The following is a 19,568-nucleotide window of genomic DNA, read 5'->3' on the forward strand; positions in this document are numbered from 1 at the left end:
AGTCCAGGCGCCATCTCCCCTTTTTATACAATACAGTGAAGATGCCCGTTATGACTCGCAGGTCACTCTATTTTGCCGAATCAGACCCACAACAGGTTATTCGACCAGCGACCAGTCCAACGGCGTTCCGCGCTTGATGGCCTGTCGGGCGCGGCGGCCCAGAAGGGTTTCAGCGTGTTTGGGGGCGAGCCCCAAGCCAGGCCGGATGGCCCGCAGATTGGCGGCGGTGAAAGGCTCACCGGCGGCCATGTCCTGAGTTACATACAGCGAACGGCGGTATACCAGAGACTTGCGCTCGGCTTCGGTCACGCCGTATTGCACCTGGCCCATCGCCTGCCAAGCGCGTTCGGTTTCGATCACCAGGCTCGCGAGTTCGGCTGGTTCCAGGGAAAAACTGGCGTCCACCCCACCAGCGGCACGATCGAGGGTGAAGTGTTTTTCCACCACCGTTGCCCCCAGCGCTACTGCAGCGACGGACACTCCGACCCCCATCGAATGATCGGACAAACCGACTTCACAGCCAAATAACTCGCGCAGATGAGGAATCGTGCGCACATTACTGTTGGCTGGCGTCGCCGGGTAGGTGCTGGTGCACTTGAGCAACACCAGATCCTTGCAACCGGCCTCACGGGCGGCGCGCACAGTTTCATCGAGCTCGGCGATGCTGGCCATGCCGGTGGAGATGATCAGCGGCTTGCCGGTGGCAGCGACCCGCCGGATCAACGGCAGATCGGTGTTCTCGAAACTGGCGATCTTGTAGGCCGGCACGTCCTGGCTTTCGAGGAAGTCCACCGCGGTGTCATCGAACGGCGTGGAGAACGCCAGCATGCCCAGTTCTTTGGCCCGGGCGAAGATCGGCGCGTGCCATTCCCACGGCGTATGGGCCTTCTCGTACAGCGCGTACAGCGAAGAACCGGCCCACAGGCTGTTGGGGTCCTTGATGAAGAACTCGCCTTCGGACAGGTCCAGCGTCATGGTCTCGGCGGTATAGGTTTGCAGCTTCAAGGCATGCGCGCCGGCCTTGGCCGCGGCTTCGACGATTTGCAGCGCCACGTCCAGCGACTGGTTATGGTTGCCGCTCATCTCGGCAATGATGAACGGCGGCGCATCGGCACCGATCGAGCGGTTGCCGATCTTGAAACTGGTCATGGGTGATCCTTTAAAACGCGTGTGAACGCACAAGCACTCTGAGTGAAACCTGCCTCGCGGAAAACTTTCAGCGACGCTTGGTTGGCCGGCAGCACCTGAGCGGTGATGGCTTGCAGTGACGGCCAGTAAGCGGTGACAAAGACTTCGCCCCGCGCCAGCAACGCCCTGCCCCAACCCAGGCCAAATCGGCCGTCGAACAGATAAATCGAGACTTCGGCACGAGCATCGTCGAGGTCATAACGCAGCACACCGACCGGGCCGTCATCCGCCTCGGCGATCAACAGCAACCGCCGCGGGTTGCTCAGGCTCGCGGCCAGCCAGGCCTGATGCCGTTGCCAGTCGATGACGTGCGTGTCCAGCGACCAGCGCCGTACCGCCTCGGCATTGCGCCCGTCGAACAACAATTGCGCATCATCCTGAGTGGCCTGACGAACCTGCAACACCGCCCCCGCCAGCGCTGCCGCCACCCGCTGCGCTCCACGTCCATCGACCAACTGCCGCGAGCGTTCGGCCAGACTCTGACGAATCCCCTGATTGCCCACGACAAAACCGATGGTCTGATGCAACTGCTCGACGCTGACCCGCTCGCGGTTGCCCAGGAACACATGAGCCCCCGAGGTCGCCATCACCTCGCCGTTGGCCTGCTGATTATTCGAGACCGCAATGCAGATCGTCGGCAGCCCTATGGCCGCTCGCTCCCAGCTGGTACCGCCACCGGCACCGATAAACAGGTCGGCCTCGGTCATCAGCTGGTAGAAATCGCTGACAAAACTGTGCAGGCGCCAGTTCGGGCGATAGTCCACCAGACTCTGCATCTGCTCCCAGGCCGGGTTATCGGCACCGGCCACGAAATCGACTTCCAGCTCATGGAGGTCCGCCAGCGCCAACATCGCGTGATGGGTCTGCATGGCCGCATCGAAACCGCCGAAGTTCACCAGCACTCGCCTGGCTCGAGGTTTGATCTCGATTGCCGGGCAACAGAACTCATCGCGCAGCAGGGCAAACCGTGGGCCCAGCAGGGTCTGGCAATCGGGCGTCAGCAGTGAGGCATAAGCCTCTGGCGTGCCCGACAGATTTTGATTGAGCAGCAGATCGACGCTGTATTGCCGAGTGGCCAAATCGTCCACCGCCGCGATTCGTGGAGCCCAACGGCGCGCGGCGGTCTGCCAGTGATGATCGAGGCCATAGTGGTCGACGATGATCCAGTCGAAAGCCGGATGACTTTCCAATGCTTGTCCCAGCGCAGCAATGTCCGCCTGCCACGGCAGCATCGACTCGATGGCCTGCTGCGGGTCTTCATCGGGATAGCGCTCCGGCAGCGCGAAAGTCTCGAAATCCTCAGACTGCAGACTGTCCAACCGATGCCCCGGCAACTGACGACAAGCGAAGGCAACATGCGCGCCCTGCTTGCGCAACACCCTGGCCAGGGTCAGACAGCGGGCGATATGGCCACTGCCGATGGTCGGCGATGCATCAGCGCGGATCAGTACCCTCATTGCAGCTCACCCCCAGCCTTCAAGGCGGAATAGAGATATTCGGCACGCGTCCAGTCTTCAAGCGTGTCGATATCCTGCACCAGATGCCGCGGCAGAATCACCGGCAGGCTTGCCGGCGAGAACAACACATCGCCACGCAACCAGGCCTCGCTACGCCCCCAATAGAACTGGCCGGCATCTTGAAAAGCTTCGGGCAAGTCCTGGGAACGGGTCTCGCGAAATTCCGGGTAGAGCGAGGTCAAGGCACCCTGCTCGTCCAGGGTCAAGGCCCGTTGTACCGGGAAGCCAAAACCGGCGACTGAAAACGCGAAAGACTTGTCCGGGTGCTGCACGAGCAACTCATGTCCCTGACGCAGATAACGCGCCTGCAACAGGGGCGCCGTCGCGTAAACGCAGCACGCATAGTCGAACGGTGGCAATTGCTTCAAGGCATGCACGATCACCGCTGCGGTCCCGGTGAAATCGTCGGCAAGCGCTACGGGCCGCATGAACGGCACTTGAGCCCCATGGGCCCGTGCGACCTCGGCGATCTCTTCATCGTCGGTGCTGACAATCACCTGGTCGAACAGATTCGACTCCAGCGCCGTGCGAATCGAACGAACAATCATCGGCACGCCGTCGAACGGCTTGAGGTTCTTGCGCGGGATTCGCTTGCTGCCACCACGGGCCGGGATGATCGCAACACTGCTCAAGAGTCACTACTCCTCAAGTCACTACGCCTCAAGGATCAGTCGTCGCAATTGCTCGACCACATAATCCTGTTGTTGATCACTCAGCAGAGGAAACAGCGGCAAGCTGATGGCCTCGGCGTAATAACGTTCAGCCTGGGGAAAATCCCCCTCGGCAAAACCCAGGTCGCGATAGTACGGCTGCAAGTGCAGCGGAATATAGTGCAGGTTCACACCCACCCCGGCCGCTCGCAAGCCTTCAAACACCTGTCGATGGCTGAGGCTGATCCGCTCCGTCTGCAAGCGCACCACGTACAGATGCCACGCCGACTCGGCCTCCGGCTGCGCGCCGGGCAAGGTCAGCGGCAAGTACGCCAGCAACCGCTCATAACGCGCCGCCAGCTCGCGACGACGCTCGATGAAACCATCGAGCTTGTTCAGCTGCGACAGACCGAGGGCCGCTTGCAGGTCGGTGATGCGGTAATTAAAGCCCAGTTCCACTTGCTGGTAGTACCAGGGACCATGGCTGGGTTCGGTCATCTGCGCAGGGTCACGGGTCATGCCGTGGCTGCGCAGGCGCTGCAAGCGCTCGGCCAGTTCCGGGCGATTGGTCAGCACCATGCCGCCTTCGGCGCTGGTGATGATCTTCACCGGGTGAAAACTGAACACCGTCATCGCCGCGAATTCGCCGCAACCCACCGGACGCCCGGCGTAAGACGCACCGACCGCGTGAGAGGCATCCTCGATCACGGTGAAACCATAGCGCTCGGCCAGTTCGGCGATCATGCGCATATCGCAGCTCTGCCCGGAGAACGCCACCGCCACCAGCACTTTCGGTAGCTTGCCGTCGCGCTCGGCGATCTCAAGCTTAGACGCCAAAGTGTAGGCGTCGAGGTTCCAGGTCAGCGGATCGATATCGACAAAATCGACCTCGGCGCCGCAGTAGCGACCGCAGTTGGCAGAGGCCAGGAAAGTGTTCGGCGTAGTCCACAAGCGATCGCCCGGCTTGAGGCCCGCGGCGAGGCAGGCAATGTGTAACGCCGCCGTGGCATTGCACACCGCCACCGCGAAACCGGCCTGGCAACGCTCGGCCATGGCCTGTTCGAAACGCTCGATGGTCGGCCCTTGCGTCAGCCAGTCGGACTGCAACACGGCAACCACCGCATCGATGTCATCCTGATCGAGGCTTTGCCGACCGTAGGGAATCATGCCGACAGCTCTGCGTGCAGGTCAGCGATCTGGCCGACCGACAGGAAGTGCGGGTTGGTGTCGGAGCGGTATTCGAAATCTTCGCTCACCGGCCGGCCCTGCTCGCCCAGTTTGTCCACGGCAAAATCCACGTCGACGCTGGTGAAACGAATCGATGGCTGAATGGTGTAGTGATCATCGAACTCCAGGGTCATGCGCGCGTCGTCCAGCGGCACCATCAGCTCATGGAGTTTTTCCCCTGGACGAATACCGACGTTTTTGTGCGGCAAATGCTCAGCCATGCCCCGCGCCAGATCGACGACGCGAATCGACGGGATCTTCGGCACAAACACTTCACCTCCGTGCATGCGGGCAAAACTATCGAGCACAAATTTCACACCGTGATCGAGGGTGATCCAGAAACGCGTCATACGCTCATCGGTGATCGGCAGCTCTTTGGCGCCCTCGGCAATCAGTTTGCTGAAGAACGGCACCACCGACCCCCGCGAACCGGCGACGTTGCCGTAGCGCACCACGGCAAAGCGGGTCTGCTGTTCACCGGCAATGTTGTTGGCAGCCACGAACAGTTTGTCCGACAGCAGCTTGGTCGCGCCGTACAGGTTGATCGGGCTGGCGGCCTTGTCGGTTGACAGCGCGACGACTTTTTTCACGCCGTTGTCGATGGCCGCGGCGATGATGTTTTCCGCGCCGTTGACGTTGGTACGAATGCATTCAGTGGGGTTGTATTCCGCCGCCGGCACTTGTTTCAGGGCCGCGGCATGCACCACGTAATCGATACCGCGCATGGCCTGACGCAAACGGTCGGCATCGCGCACATCACCGATGAAGTAACGCATGCACGGCGCGTTGAACGTCTGCTGCATCTCGTACTGCTTGAGCTCATCACGGGAAAACACCACCACCCGCTTGGGCTGGTATTGCTCCAGCAGCCGGCGGATGAAGTTGCGCCCGAACGAGCCGGTGCCGCCGGAGATGAAAATCGATTGACCGTTGAACATGCCTTGAGTCCTTTTACCTGTCAGCCAGGCTTATGCGAGCAACTGCGCCCAGTTCACACTGGAGGCGTCGCCGAGGGTAAAGCCCTTGCCGGTCAAGGCCAGGTTCTGGTTGTAGGCCGAATCGTGCGCGAAGCGCGCTTGCCACTTGTCTTGCAAGGCCGCGGCGGTCTGAGGCGCGTCAGGCAACAGGCCCGGGTGCAGCAGCTGCGCCTGAGGGCACCAGACAGTCAGGTAGCCGGCATCGGCGGCTTTCAGGCACAGATCGATATCGCCGAAAGCTTCGTCGAAGTGATCTTCGTCCAGACCGCCGACCGCTTCATAAAGGTCCTTGCGAACCATCATGCAAGCCCCGGACACCGCCGAGTAGTTCTGCTCGACCTGGTGACCGTTCATATAGCCTTTGGCATCCTTGCGCTCATCGATAAACACCGAGCCCACCACACCATTAAAGCCCAGTACCAGGCCGGCTTGCGTGGTGACGCCACGAATGTCCATCAGCTTGGCGCCAACAATCCCGACTTCCGGACGCTGGGCCTGATTGAGCAAACTATCGAGCCAGTTGGAGTTGACCACCACGGCGTCAGCCGACATCAGCACCACATAGGCACCCTTGGCTTCGCGCACGGCAAAGTTATGCAGCGCCGAGGCGCTCAGACGCTTGCCGGAGCGCAAGACGCGCAGGCGATCGCCCTTACCTTCCAGGCTGGTCAGCCAGGTCGCCAGTTCTTCGGATTGGCTGTGGTTATCGGCAATCAGAATTTCATGCTGCTGATAACGGGTGCGTTGCAACACGCTGACCACGGCGCTTTGCAGCGTCTCTAGATTGTCCTCGCTGCGCAGGATGATCGACACCTTCGGCCGTTCGGCGTGCTGGTAGTCGATCTGCCAGGTTTGCGGCAGCTCGGAGCTGACCTGACCGCGATAACCGCGCTCCCTGAGGTGACGGGTCAAGGTCTGACGTTCGTGAGGATTTTCCTCGGCGGATGGCGCGTTGCAGATCAGCAGTGGCTCGGCCAGATGCGCCAGGCCACCCAGCCCGCCGTTTTCGATCAGGCGCAGCAGCAAGTCGAATTCCAGTGCAGATGCGTATTCAGTCGAGTAGCCACCGGCGTCAGCCAGAACGTCACGCTGAATCAGCCAGTGCCGGGCCATCAGCGACGGTACGGTTTGCAGCAGATCAAGGTTGACGCCCGGACGGAACACATCGCTCAGGGAACCGTTTTCCTGACGCTGGATTTCGTCCATGGCCACGGCGCGCACGCCTTCAGCGCCCATCAACTCGAGGCTGGCGCGCAGCAGGCCGCTGGCGGTGAACTGATCACCGGCCTCGGCCAGTACCAGCCAGTCGGCGGTAGACTGTGCGACACTCTGGTTGATGCGTTCGACGTAATTGGTCGCGGTCACTTTGACAAAATGCACGGTGTCACGCGGCGAAGTGGTTGCCGGCAAATCACCCGTGGTGAACACCACCAGTTTGAAGGCCTTGCAGTGGCCACTGACCAGGCTGTCAAAGGTGCTCTGCAACTTGACCATGTCGGCGTCCAGGTCCAGCAACATGATCCCGAATTGCGGACCGCCGTTGTGTTTGGCCAAGTGCGCCGCAATCGACTTGAGTTGTTTTGCATCAGGGCTGCGCGCATCCAGCCAGTCCAGCAGGCGCCCGGACGGCATGTTCTGGAACAGTGACTGTTCGTCCTGTGCCGGCACCGACGCCAGGCGTTCGGCCCAGGCTTGCAGCTTGAGGCCTTCTTCCTCGTCTTCGGTGCCTTTCAACGACGCGGTCAGACGTGCAATGACGGTGCGGTTGAACGCATAGAGGCTCAGGGCTTCCCACAATCGGCTACGCAGGGTGCGCTCGTTGTCGTTGGGATGAACGCGCATCAGCTCATGCTGCTTGAGCAAAATGCCTTCCAGTTCCTGCAATTGCAATTTACCGGCGGGCATGGTGTGCAGAAGGAATTCGAATTCGGTCAGCAGATCGAACACCGGCTGGTTGTAGAACGGCATTTCGACAAACTGCTCGGTATTAAACGTACGCACCGGCTCTTTGCCGGCCTCCAGCCAGGCCGAGGTGAAAATCAGCGTCCCCTTCAGCGAACGCATGTTATTCAGGCAGTCGGCCATGGTGGCGAAACTGTCCAGTGCAACCTGCTTGCCCTCGGCCAGCGTCTTGTGGCTCATACCGGTGGGCAACGAGGCCAGAAACTCGGCAAAGTGCTCGCGGTCGGCAACGGTTTTCGCGTCCTTGAGCGTCAACACCGTCAGGACGTTGGTGTTGTGCTCCGAGGCACCGTAGGGGATTTCCCGCACGGCGAACGGGATCGGCAAAACCCGCGCCTTGGCGCGTGCGAGCATGTAATAGGCATGCCCGATTTCCTGCCACTCGAAGCTGGTGCCCGGCAGCAGCGCGTTGTGCCAGTCTTGCAGCAACGCCGTGCGGCTGACCGCATAGAACGGCGGCAGGAAGTGCCCCATGAATTGCATCAGGCGATCCTCGGCCTGATCCGAGCAATAATCTTCCGGTCCCTTGCGATCGCGACGGAAGTAATTCACTTCCGTGGCGCGGGCCAGGTACATGATTCCGTAGCCGTGGCACATGCCGTAGTCGGCGTTGTCTTCCAGAAACTCCAGCGACTCGGTGACCGCACCGTGAATCAGGAAATCGTCATCGGCCGCCAGCACCATGTATGGCGTGGTCACCTGATTCACGCCATAGGCGAGTTTTTCCTGCAACCCGGTGTAGGTGAACTGCGGCAGGTGCCGGTAATCGACCATCGGGTAATCACGGGTAATGTTCTCGTCGCTCTTCAGCGAAGAGTCCAGAACCAGAATCGTGCAGGGATAGCTGCTGTAATACTGCAAGGTACGCCGCAGATAGGCGTTGCGGTTGTGGGAAATCACCACCACCGTCAACCGTTCATTCAGCGGTGCCACATCGTTTCGAGCAGTGTTTTGAACGCGCATATTTCTATCCCCACAACCGGCCAGACGCCGAGAACCTACATTCAATAGTGATTAACGAACGCGACGCAGATAACCGTCCGGCGCCACGGTGATCAGCAGCTTGTTCTGCAACTGACGGTCGATTTCAAAGTCAGCGTTTTCTTCCAGGTATTTCCACACAGCGGTCTTCGGGTTGTCGCCCGGGCCCCATGGACGGTCGGGGAAGAAGTCGGCCGGCATGTCTTCAACCACGGTGTCCATGACCACGCAGTAGCTGTCCACCGAGACCAGTGGCGCGTACAGGCGCAGCTCTTCCAGCACGTGGTCGTGGGTGTGATTGGAATCCAGTACCAGAATGACTTTCTTGCCTTCGGCCGCAGCGCGCACTTGCTCGGCGATGGCCGCGTCGATGCTCGAACCTTCAATCATTTTGATGCGCTTGCTCATCGGGTGGCTTTCGATGGCTTCGCGGTTGTGCGGGCGAATGTCGAGGTCGATGCCCAGCACTTCACCGTGGCCTTGCAGCTCCAGCAACGAGGCGTAGTAAATGATCGAACCACCGTGGGCGATGCCGCATTCGATCACCAGGTCGGGTTTGACCTGCCAGATAATTTCCTGCATCGCCATCATGTCTTGTGGCAACTGAATGATCGGACGGCCCATCCACGAGAAGTGGTAGCTGTACTTGTGCTTGGCCGACTCGTTGAAGAAATCCTGGGCCAGAGCGGTGAGTTTCTGGTCGTCGCCCTGACGCGCGATTTCTGCCTGGCATTCGGCTTCGAAGGCTTTATTGATGGTGTTGTCGGTCATTTTTCTAATCTCAATAGTCACTGGAACGAAGCGCTGTCGACGGCGTGATAGACGTAGCGTCCACCGGTCATCCGCTTGATTTCTTCGAGGTAATTGGAGTTCATCACAAACAGGTTGGCGCCTTCGGGCAGCGCATCCATGGCCTCTTGCGGCGAGGACACCCGCGCGCCGCTCAGGGGCAGATATCGGCCCTGTTTGGCCGGGTTGATATCCACTACGCGATCCACCGCCACGCCCGCTCGTTGCAGGAACAGCGAATAAATCACGCCTTTGGAGGACGCGCCCCAGATCGCCGAACCTTGCTCGGGTGCGGCCTGAATAATCTGCACCGCGTGCTCAAGGCTGCTGGTGAAACCTTCAGGCAGCTCGAGGCGCGGCACCGGTTGCTCCGGCGTCAGACGCAATGTCGCAAGGTCAGCGACGATGTACAGGTATTGGCCACCGAACAGGTGACCGGCCTCATGCACCGTGCCGAACATCCGGCGCAGGTCATCGAGGCGGAAATAATTGACGTGCTCGTAGAACAGGTCGAACCAGGCACGATGCTCCAGGATCCAGTCGAAGCACGGCACTTCGATGTAAATCTGCCCGCCCTGATTGGCATCGGCCATTTCGGCGAGGAAATTCACCGGGTCCTGGATATGCTCCAGCACGTGACGCAGCACAATCGCGTCCGCCGACAGACCCAGACCGCGAGTGAACGGCGCCTTGATCACATCGACGCTGTCACCTTCATAGGCCGGGTCGATACCGGTGATGGCGTAGTCCAGGCCTTTCAGGAGTTCAAGAAAGTAGCCTTTGCCGCAACCGACTTCGATCAGTTCCTGACCCTTGAAGTGGCGGGCAATGATCCCTTCGACATCGCTCAGGTGCTTCTGGAACTGACCGGAATGAGCCTGCTCGTTCTGATAGTCGGCGTCGTAGCTGAGCTTATTGGCATCGAAGGCCTGGTTGAAGATCAGCCCGCTCTGCCCGTCCTGCACCAGCACCATGTCGGCGCTGGCAGAAGCTTTCGCCGATTGCGCGTCGGCAAAGGTACGGTTCTGCAACACCGGCAGGTCGGCGACCCGATACAACTCATGCTTCATGCTCTGCTCCCAGTAGCTGTTGCAAGCGGTCCGCCACGCCCCAGAACGCCATCGGCTCGTGGGTCGCGTATGGGTAATGACCCAGGTTCAAATCGATCGACGCGCCGCGTTCACGCAGCCGTTGTTCGACCAGCGCTCTGACCGATATCGGCTGGCCGCTGCAGCAATTGATCACACCGTCGAATTCGCGCTGCTGCATGATCGCGGCGAGGTAACCGGCCGCCGTTTCAATCGCCAGGTAATCGCGCAGCTGTTCGCCGGCTGACATGTTGAAGCTGTGGTCTCCAGCCTCGATTGCCCGGTCCAGCGCTGCGAGCAAACTGTTCGGGTTCTGCCCTTCCCCGTGCAGGTAAAACAACCGCGCCCATTGCAGGGTGAACGGTTGAACCCGCTGCAGATTTTCGAGGAACAGCCGCAGCGTGTTCTTCGCCAACCCGTAAGGGTTACTCGGCCGCGTATCGGTCTGCTCGCTGAGCGGCCCACTCTGCAGGCCGTATTCGAAACAGGTGCCGGTGACCAACACTTGCGACACACCCGCCTCGACCGCGCCCTTGATGAACCGGTAGTCGGCCATCAAGTTATGCTCGAAATGGAACAGCGCCTGATAGTTCGGCAACCCCGGCCACGCCAGATGCGCCAGCGCGTCGATGCCATCGGTCAGCGCTGCGATGTTCAGATCGTCGGCGTGAATATCCGCCGCGATGAACTCCACGGCATTGATCCACGGCAAACTCGCAGCGGCCTCGGCGTTACGCGCCACGGCCCGGACTTCACAGCCACGGGCGAGCAAGGCTTCGACCAAATGACGGCCGACGAACCCGGTGGCACCGGTCACGAGCACTTTCACAGCACGGTCAACTCAGGCACGGCGATCACGAAGCGGCCATCCCACTGCCGTACTTGCGCCAGTTGCTGACTGACTTCGTGCAACAGATTCCATGGCAGAACCAGGATGTAATCGGGTTTCTCCAGATCGATCTGCGCCGGCGAAACGATTGGAATGCGACTGCCCGGCAGGTACTTGCCCTGTTTGTGCGGATTGGCATCGGCGACCCAGGCCAGCAGGTCCGGTTTGACCCCGGCGTAGTTGAGCAACGTGTTGCCCTTGGCCGCAGCGCCATAACCGACCACGCGCTTGCCGTCGGCCTTGGCCTGCAACAGGAACCGCAGCAGTTGGTGCTTGATGCGTTCGGCAGCGGGTGCCAGGGTCGTGTAGTACTCAGGCGTTTTCACCCCCGCTGCAAGTTCGGCCTGCAACTGCTGCTGAACGGCTGACTGCACTTCACGTCGTTCGCCATCGACACGCTGGACGAACACCCGCAGCGAACCGCCATGGGTCGACAGCTGACTGACATCGAACACTTCCAGGCCATTGCGTTCGCACAAGGCCTGCACGGCGGTCAGGGACAGGTAGGAATAATGCTCGTGATACAGCGTGTCGAACTGCTGCCCTGCCATCAGCGTCAGCAGTTGCGGAAACTCGAACGTCGCCACACCGGTCGGCTTGAGCAAAGTGGCGAAACCACCGAGGAAATCATTGATGTCCGGCACGTGGGCCAACACGTTGTTGGCGGCCATCAGGTCAGCGGCCCAGCCTTCGCTGTTCAGCTGCGCAGCGGTATCACGGCCGAAGAACAGTTCGCGAATCTCCAGGCCTTTTTCCCGCGCCGCTTGTGCGGTGCTGCGGGTCGGTTCGACGCCCAGACAAGGGATGCCGCGCCCGGCCACGTACTGCAACAGGTAACCGTCGTTGGCGGCGATTTCCACCACACGGCTGTCGGCGGTCAGGCCGAAGCGCTCGACCATCTCGGCCACATAGCGCTCGGCATGGGCCAGCCAAGTGCTGGAGAACGAACTGAAATACGCGTATTCGGCGTCAAACAGGCTGTCGGCACTGGTGTAATCCTCGGTCTGCACCAGCCAGCACTGCTGACACACCGCAACTTTCAGCGGCACCCATTGTTCGGCTTGCTCAAGTTGATCGGCGCGCACATAAGCGTTGGACGGCGGCGAGGTGCCCAGGTCAATCAGCGGCAAAGCCAGAGGAGTACCGCAACCACGGCAATTCATACACGCACTCCAGCGAAGTGTTCATCGAGCAAAGGATGGCTGGAATCCCGCGCCGACAGATTATTGACAGGCAACGGCCAGGCGATGGCCAGCCGTGGATCGTTCACGCTCAAACCGCCCTCGTGCGCAGGCGTGTAATCGGCGCTGTGCAGGTAGAGCAATTCGGCGTCATCGGTGAGGGTCTGGAAACCGTGGGCGAACCCGGCCGGGATCAGCAAACTGCGACCGTCGCCAGCCTTCAGGTGTTCGGCGTGCCAGTGCAGAAAGGTTTCGGAGTCCGGGCGCAAGTCCACCGCCACGTCCCAGACCTCACCACGCAGGCAGGTGATCAACTTGGCTTCCGGCGCACTGGCGTTCTGGTAATGCAGGCCGCGCACACTGCCCCGTAAACGTGTGCAGGAATGGTTGATCTGGCGAATGTGAAACGGCTGGCCGAAGGCGCTCAGGCTGCCTTCGCAGAACAGTCGCGCGAAGTGCCCGCGATCATCTTCGAAGCGTTTGTGTTGCACGCTGAACAGACCGGCCAGCGGCAAGGCTTTCAACAGAAATTCGCTCACAGCGCGCCTCGGTACAGGTTCAACTGGCCCAGGGTGACTTCACGCATGTCATCGCCGTTCTGCCACGCCAGGTGCCAATCGAGGGTCTGGGTCAGGCATTGCTGCAATGACCAGCGCGGTTGCCAGGCCAACAGTTGACGGGCGCGGCTGCTGTCCAGACGCAGCAGACCAGCCTCATGCAAATCACTCGGTTCGATGCGCAAGCCGCGCGCTTGCGGCCAGCGGCTGGCGAGCAGCTCGACCACTTCGCCGACGCTGCACATGTCCGCTTCGCTCGGGCCGAAGTTCCACGCGCCGGCGAATTTCGGGCCTTGCTCGTAGAGGCCGGCGGCCAGTTGCAGATAACCCGCCAAAGGCTCAAGCGCGTGCTGCCATGGGCGCACGGCTTGCGGGTAGCGCAAGGTCACGGGCTCGTCCGCCGACCAGGCCTTGAGCACATCAGGAATCAAACGTTCCGGGGCAAAATCTCCACCGCCCAACACGTTGCCGGCACGCGCCGTGGCCAGGGCCAGACCGTGCTCGGCGTACTTGTCAGCCGGGAAAAACGACGCGGCATAAGACTGCGCCAACAATTCGCAGCAAGCCTTGCTGCTGCTGTAAGGATCATGGCCGCCGAGGGCTTCGTCCTCGCGATACGGCCACAGCCATTCCTTGTTCGCATAAACCTTGTCGGTGGTCACCAGCACGCAGGCGCGCACGCCGCCAACCTGGCGGATCGCTTCGAGCAGATTGAGGGTGCCCATGACGTTGCTGGAGTAGGTGCCGAGCGGATCGCGATAACCTTCGCGCACCAGCGGCTGAGCCGCCAGGTGCAGGACGATTTCCGGCTGCACATCGGCGATCAGTTCCAGCAAGGCGCCCAGATCACGCAGGTCACCGCGCTGATCGTTGATGCCTTCGGCCACCCGCGCCAGTTCGAACAGGCTCGGCTCGGTGGATGGGTCAAGCGAAAACCCGCTGACCTCAGCCCCCAGACTTTGCAGCCACAACGTCAGCCAACTGCCTTTGAAACCGGTATGGCCGGTCAGCAGAACGCGCTTGCCACGCCAGAACTCCGGGCTCAGTCCCATTGTTTCCATGGGGCCTCCCCGCTCAGCCACAACGCCTCGAGATGGTTCTTGTCACGCAGGGTGTCCATCGGGTGCCAGAAACCGTCGTGCTGGAAGGCTTGCAACTGCTGTTCGCTGGCCAGCGCGGCCAGCGGCTCGGCTTCCCAGGAAGTTTGATCGTCGCCAATGTACGGCAGCACTTTTGGCGACAGCACAAAGAAACCACCATTGATCCAGCCGCCGTCACCGCGTGGCTTCTCAATGAATCCTTTAACGCTGTCACCGTCGCGCTCCAGGGCGCCATAACGTCCCGGCGGCTGCACGGCGGTCACGGTAGCCAGCTTGCCGTGGGCCAGGTGGAAGTCCACCAGAGCGCCAATATTGAGGTCCGAGACGCCGTCGCCGTAGGTAAAGCAGAACGCCTGTTCGCCTTCCAGATAACGCGCGGCACGACGCAGACGGCCACCGGTCATGGTGTCTTCGCCGGTGTCGATCAGGGTCACGCGCCATGGCTCGCTGTAGTTCTGGTGAACGTCCATGCGGTTGTTGCACATGTCGAAAGTGACGTCGGAGGTGTGCAGGAAGTAGTTGGCGAAGAAATCCTTGATTGCGTAGCCCTTGTAGCCAAGGCAGATCACGAAGTCATGAATCCCGTGGGCCGAATACTGTTTCATGATGTGCCAAAGAATTGGCTTGCCGCCGATTTCGATCATTGGCTTGGGCTTGAGGTGCGACTCTTCGCTGATCCGCGTACCGAGACCACCCGCCAGAATTACTGCCTTCATCGCTGTCCTCTTGCTCTTCACGCGGCTTGGCCACCCCCGCAAGGGTCGGCGAACCGTCAGATGCACATCATTTACCCGCAGCCACTGGGGCCTTCACGCCTTTGGAGTGAAGGTTTTATGGCGATATATGGGGGACTTGCAGGAAGTGAGCCAATTGCTTGGGGTGGGCGACTGATGGGGGGTTGGTGGTTTTTTGAGGTGGGAGGTGATTGCTGTGACCGGGGATTTAGGGATTTAGGGATTGGGGATTGGGGATTAAGGTACATATCCGTTTTTTTGGTAATGGCTTCTATTGGTTTCGCTTTTACAGCGAGTCACTTTCGAAAAGCGCGAAAGTAACCAAAGCGCTTTTGCCCCGCCATTCGGTGCCTCGCCTAGGCTCGGCATGCCATAACGAAGGCATTGCTCCGGGGGCCCGCCGCCATCGGCCATCCATGGCCGGGGGCGGCTACCGCGGCATCCTTGCCGCGGTGCCCTCTGCGCAACGCCTGCGTTCGGCCTCTGGGAAAGGGGCGGCAGATCAAGATCAAAAGCCGAAGCAACGGCAACGGCAAGATCAACAGCTTCGCGAGCAAGCCCGCTCCCACAGGTGGACTGGGTACATCCGGGGAAGATTGGTCGGCTGACAGGCCGCTATCGCAGGCAAGCCAGCTCCCACAGTTGGACGGGGTACATCTGGGGAAGATTGGTCGGCTGACAGGCTGTCATCGCAGCGATGCGCGACCGACAAGCCCCCCACAAAAAATCAGAGTACATCCGCCTTGCCTTTCACCACTCAACAGGCCGAGCGTTAGCTCGCCTGCAGCTGTTGATGTTGACGCACCGCCCCCTCGAGAGGCCGAGTGGAGGTTCTGCGCAGTGGGCAACCCGGCATGGATGCCGGGTTAGCCGCCCCCGGCCATGGATGGCCGATGGCGGCGGGCCCACGGAGCAGGACCGGAGCGAGGGCATGCCGAGCCTGGGCGAGGCACCGAACGAAAGGGGCAGAAGCGCTTTGGTTACTTTCGCGCTTTTCGAAAGTGACTCGCTGTAAAAGCGAAACCGCCAGCCGCCGTGACGAAAAAACGGATATGTACACAAACCAAAAATCAGTCCGGCAACCAACCCCACAACCAGTGCTGAAGATTATCCCCACGCAACATGAAATCCCGATGCACCGCCTCACGCAATTCATCCCCCATGCGATAGCTGGCATCCGGGTCAGCCAAGTGCATGCGGATCGCCTGCAACCACTCCTCAGTGCTGTTGCTCAAAACTTTGGTACATGGCAAGAAACCCTCGTAAGCGCGGGTATCAGTGCAAATCACCGGATACCCGCACGCGCCATATTCCAGCAACCGCAAGTTACTTTTGCAGTCGTTGAAGATGTGGAATTCCAACGGAGCCAGTGCCAGATCAAGGTTCAGGCTCGCCAGCTTGTACGGGTAACTCTGCAAATCAATGGTGCCGTGAAATTCGTGAATGTACGGGCGCAAGGCGTCCGGACACATACCGAAGAATACCCACTCCACCTCATTGGCCAGCTCACGGACCACCTCGGCAATGATCTCCAGATCGCCGGTGTGGCTGGTGCCACCGCCCCAGCCAACCCGTGGTTTTTTCGAGGTGCGGCGCTGACTGGTCAAGGTCGCCCATGGGGCGGGCGGCAGCATGTTGGGCACCACGCGAATTTCGCTGTGCATGCTCGACAACACATCAGCCAGTGCCTGCGTCGTCACCACCACGCGGTCGCACAGGGCTATGCCATCACGCAACATCTGCTCAGTATTGACCGGCTTGTTGCGGGCGTGGCTGTTCTTTTTTGGCGTGCTGACAATGTAGTCGTCCAGCTCGAAAATCCGCAGGGCACTGGAGTATTTCTTCATGCGCAGAATGTCTGCCGCCGAGCCGTCGCTATAGCGCCCTTGCAAGATAATGGTGTCGGGCGACAGACGCTCGATTTCCACGGTCGATGGCGATTCATAGGCCACGCGCGCAATGACTCGTCCGGCTGCCTCAAGCTCTGCCAGAGGTGCAGTCACACGGTAATGCCCGATCGCCGACTCGTTGACCGGCAACCCGAGAATCAGCGGCAGGTCGCGATGGCAGAACGGATTCCAGTTATTACGCAGCGAAGGCTCCAGACTGAAGCTCGCCACGCCGAGCGTCAGCGCCGGGTTGTAGGCAGGATCACGGGAGATTGTCGGCAGCCACTTTTTGTAGAAGGTTTCGTGTTCAAGCACCTGCGCCTGCACATCGGCCTGCGACGTTGCAGGCGACGCGTCTTCACCCATCATCACAGTCGCAAAAGGCGTCCAGACAATCAGGTAGCCGTTTTTACCCGCCTTGAGGCACAGATCAACACCACCAAGGCCCAGGTTGAACTGAGCCTCATCCAATTGACCCAGGCTGTCGAATACCTCTTTGCGTACCATCAGGCAATCACTGCTGACAGCACTCCAGTTCTGCGCTACTTGCAGACGCTGCATGTAACCCCGGGCACTGGCATGCTCGCCGAGAAACGGCGAAGTGGCAGGCCCGGCCAACCCCAGAATCAGGCCGGCGGAGACGATCGCACCATTGGAACCCAGCAGCCGCGCGCCCACCACGCCGACTTCCGGGCGCTGAGCGTGATTGAGCAGTTCGGCGAGCCAGTCGCCCGCGCAAATCACACTGCGCGGGCTGAGCGTCAACAGGTACTCGCCACGGGCATGACTGGCCGCGAAGTTGACAATGGCCGCTTCACCGGAACGCACGTCATAACGCAGCACCCGCAGCATCGCCGCGCCCAACTGGGCCATCGCACTCAGCCAGTCGGCCATCGCCGCATCGCCGCGACCTTCATCGACGATCAGGATTTCGTATTCGGTGTAGGTGGTATTTTCGATCAGGCTTTCAGTGCAGCGCTGCAACGCGGCCAGCGACGTGCCCGCCGCAATGATGATCGAGACCAAAGGCCGGTGGCTGTGCAGGTAATCAATGCGATTGAGCAGCGACAACTCTTCATGGCGAATCCGGTGTTCCAGACCGATGCGTGCCAGGTGCGCACTGACCAACGCCTCACTGCCCTCGATCACCTCAGGCAACGACATCCAGTCGGGAAAGGTCTGAGTCGACTCCACCTGAATCTCGGCAATGTGCTCGATGGTGTGCAACCCGGCCTCTTCCACCAGACGCCAAAGCAAATCATGCGGCGCCAGTTCGCCGTGAGCCGGATCGAAACCGCCCACTGCCAAAAAGCGCTCCCGCTCGAATGCCAGTGTTCGCCCGACGTAGGGGTAGGAACGCATGAGGTCGAGGTTGAAGTCAGGCTTGAACACCGGGTCGACGGACTCACCCTCGACCAGCGCGCCTTCATCGCTATAGGCGCACAGCATGCCCGGCGTGCCGGCGATGCGCTCGGCCAGCACCAGCAGCGCCGATTCGCGTAACGTGTCCCCCGCCCGCAGCAGATAGAACCAATGCGCGCCTTCCAGTTGCGGCACCACGGCATTGAGTTGTTGCGACCAGTTCGCCTCAAGCGGCAACTGCAGCACTTTGTCGTCGGCATCGCAATCGGCGTTGGACAGCACCACCACTGCTTGCGGTGCGTACAGTTGACTAGCAATGCTGGCCAGTGTGGCTTTCAGCCCGGCGCTGTCAGATTCGGTGTCGATGACGATCGGCACCAGATTCGGACGCACAGCCCAACGGCTGATACGTTCCGGCATGTGCCGCGCTTCCGCCGGGTTGAATGTGCGAACCGACAGCCACTCGCGGTAGAACTCGGCATAGCTGTCGCTATTGCCGCCCACTCGGCCATTGACCACGGTGTTGCGGTTGCCCAGCACGCGCACCACGCACAACTCTTCCCACTGGCGCGGTTCTTCAGAGGCTTTGCTCAATTCAACGCTGCGCACCCAACCCGAGGCCGGTGCCGATTCGCCACCGCGCGCTGTCAGCATTTGCGCCAGCCATTCCCATTCCTGCACGGCGGCCCGAGTCATTTCGAGCGTCTTGCTCAGACGCTCCGGGTACTGACGCTCAGTGCTCTGCACGGTGTTCAGCGCCGCCAGGTTACCGCGACGCAACAGGCACACGAACAAAGCGAAATCAAGCATCGCGACAAAGCCACAATCTTCCTGAATCAGCGCAGGCAACAGCTCGAGCACATCGGCACGGCGCATCAGCGTCGAGCTGAAGTTGCCGATGAAATTCTTCGGCGTGCTCTCGAAAATCGCCAACATGTCATCGCCCTTGAGCAACGAATCGATGGGCGAAAAACGGCAGTTATCGATCCGCGGAGGCAAGATGAAGTTGTTGGCATCGCTCATCATGCGCAGGGCGCAAACGAGGGTGGCCTCGGGATGATCGATCAGCACCTGGGCTTGCAGGGCAATACTCGGCGCGAACAGACGGTCGTCATCGCACAGCACTTTGATGAACTCGCCTTGAGCTGCTTCGACGCAGCGCAGCAGGTTCTTTTGCAGGCCGAGACGCTTCGGGTTACGCAGGTAACGAACGGTGTGCACCGGGTCGGCAAACGACTCGACGATGTCGCGAATCTCGTCGGACAACGAGTCGTCACAAATGACGATTTCGACGTTCTCATAGGTTTGAGCGAGCGAACTTTCCAGCGCCTGGCTGAAGAAGCGCGGGTTGAAGGCGGGGATGACGATACTGACTAGAGGGTGTTGATTCACGACGAAACTCTCGAGCGGCGAGCCTCTGCCCTTTCAGGCAGAGACTTCGGAACCGCTTAGAAAAAGACGGTTGGCAGCTCGACAG

General features: G+C 60.4%; 14 protein-coding genes. All 14 read right to left on the minus strand.

The annotated features are described in order from the left end of the window. Positions 1-96: 96 nt before the first annotated feature. Positions 97-1,149, minus strand: coding sequence for a pseudaminic acid synthase (gene pseI, locus KGB18_RS25280; RefSeq protein ID WP_223570684.1), 1,053 nt, complete (start codon positions 1,147-1,149; stop codon positions 97-99). Further along, entirely contained in the window at positions 1,146-2,645 is a 1,500-nt protein-coding gene (gene pseG / locus KGB18_RS25285; RefSeq protein WP_223570685.1) for a UDP-2,4-diacetamido-2,4,6-trideoxy-beta-L-altropyranose hydrolase, read from the minus strand. Before pseG ends, pseI begins: the two co-directional genes overlap by 4 nt. Then, the gene (pseF, locus tag KGB18_RS25290) at positions 2,642-3,337 is read right to left on the minus strand and encodes a pseudaminic acid cytidylyltransferase (RefSeq protein WP_123720683.1); all 696 of its coding nucleotides are present in this window, start codon (positions 3,335-3,337) and stop codon (positions 2,642-2,644) included. Before pseF ends, pseG begins: the two co-directional genes overlap by 4 nt. Positions 3,338-3,358: 21 nt before the next feature. Then, positions 3,359-4,522 (minus strand): UDP-4-amino-4,6-dideoxy-N-acetyl-beta-L-altrosamine transaminase, encoded by a 1,164-nt coding sequence (gene pseC / locus KGB18_RS25295; RefSeq protein WP_201059581.1) that lies wholly within the window; start codon positions 4,520-4,522, stop codon positions 3,359-3,361. Then, the gene (pseB, locus tag KGB18_RS25300; protein WP_201059583.1) at positions 4,519-5,520 is read right to left on the minus strand and encodes a UDP-N-acetylglucosamine 4,6-dehydratase (inverting); all 1,002 of its coding nucleotides are present in this window, start codon (positions 5,518-5,520) and stop codon (positions 4,519-4,521) included. The genes pseC and pseB overlap by 4 nt, the downstream gene beginning before the upstream one ends. 30 nt (positions 5,521-5,550) lie before the next feature. Then, complete coding sequence (locus KGB18_RS25305; RefSeq protein WP_123720680.1) at positions 5,551-8,484, minus strand: TIGR00180 family glycosyltransferase; 2,934 nt, start codon at positions 8,482-8,484, stop codon at positions 5,551-5,553. A gap of 51 nt (positions 8,485-8,535) precedes the next feature. Further along, positions 8,536-9,273, minus strand: a complete 738-nt coding sequence (locus KGB18_RS25310; protein ID WP_123720679.1) for a cephalosporin hydroxylase family protein — start codon at positions 9,271-9,273, stop codon at positions 8,536-8,538. 17 nt (positions 9,274-9,290) lie between these two features. Further along, the gene (locus KGB18_RS25315; RefSeq protein WP_223570686.1) at positions 9,291-10,361 is read right to left on the minus strand and encodes a class I SAM-dependent methyltransferase; all 1,071 of its coding nucleotides are present in this window, start codon (positions 10,359-10,361) and stop codon (positions 9,291-9,293) included. Beyond that, complete coding sequence (locus KGB18_RS25320; RefSeq protein ID WP_123720677.1) at positions 10,351-11,208, minus strand: NAD-dependent epimerase/dehydratase family protein; 858 nt, start codon at positions 11,206-11,208, stop codon at positions 10,351-10,353. The genes KGB18_RS25315 and KGB18_RS25320 overlap by 11 nt, the downstream gene beginning before the upstream one ends. Continuing rightward, positions 11,205-12,431 carry a class I SAM-dependent methyltransferase gene (locus KGB18_RS25325; RefSeq protein WP_123720676.1) on the minus strand — a complete coding sequence of 409 codons (1,227 nt, stop codon included), beginning with the start codon at positions 12,429-12,431 and terminating at the stop codon, positions 11,205-11,207. The genes KGB18_RS25320 and KGB18_RS25325 overlap by 4 nt, the downstream gene beginning before the upstream one ends. Next, complete coding sequence (locus KGB18_RS25330; protein WP_123720675.1) at positions 12,428-12,988, minus strand: dTDP-4-dehydrorhamnose 3,5-epimerase family protein; 561 nt, start codon at positions 12,986-12,988, stop codon at positions 12,428-12,430. The genes KGB18_RS25325 and KGB18_RS25330 overlap by 4 nt, the downstream gene beginning before the upstream one ends. Further along, entirely contained in the window at positions 12,985-14,067 is a 1,083-nt protein-coding gene (gene rfbG / locus KGB18_RS25335) for a CDP-glucose 4,6-dehydratase (protein ID WP_123720674.1), read from the minus strand. The genes KGB18_RS25330 and rfbG overlap by 4 nt, the downstream gene beginning before the upstream one ends. Next, positions 14,049-14,822 carry a glucose-1-phosphate cytidylyltransferase gene (gene rfbF, locus KGB18_RS25340; protein ID WP_123720673.1) on the minus strand — a complete coding sequence of 258 codons (774 nt, stop codon included), beginning with the start codon at positions 14,820-14,822 and terminating at the stop codon, positions 14,049-14,051. The genes rfbG and rfbF overlap by 19 nt, the downstream gene beginning before the upstream one ends. A gap of 1,088 nt (positions 14,823-15,910) precedes the next feature. Then, positions 15,911-19,483, minus strand: coding sequence for a glycosyltransferase (locus tag KGB18_RS25345; protein WP_223570687.1), 3,573 nt, complete (start codon positions 19,481-19,483; stop codon positions 15,911-15,913). Between the last annotated feature and the right edge of the window lie 85 nt (positions 19,484-19,568).

Origin of the sequence: Pseudomonas sp. BF-R-26, from assembly GCF_019947395.1 — a bacterium.
GTDB lineage: Bacteria > Pseudomonadota > Gammaproteobacteria > Pseudomonadales > Pseudomonadaceae > Aquipseudomonas > Aquipseudomonas farris.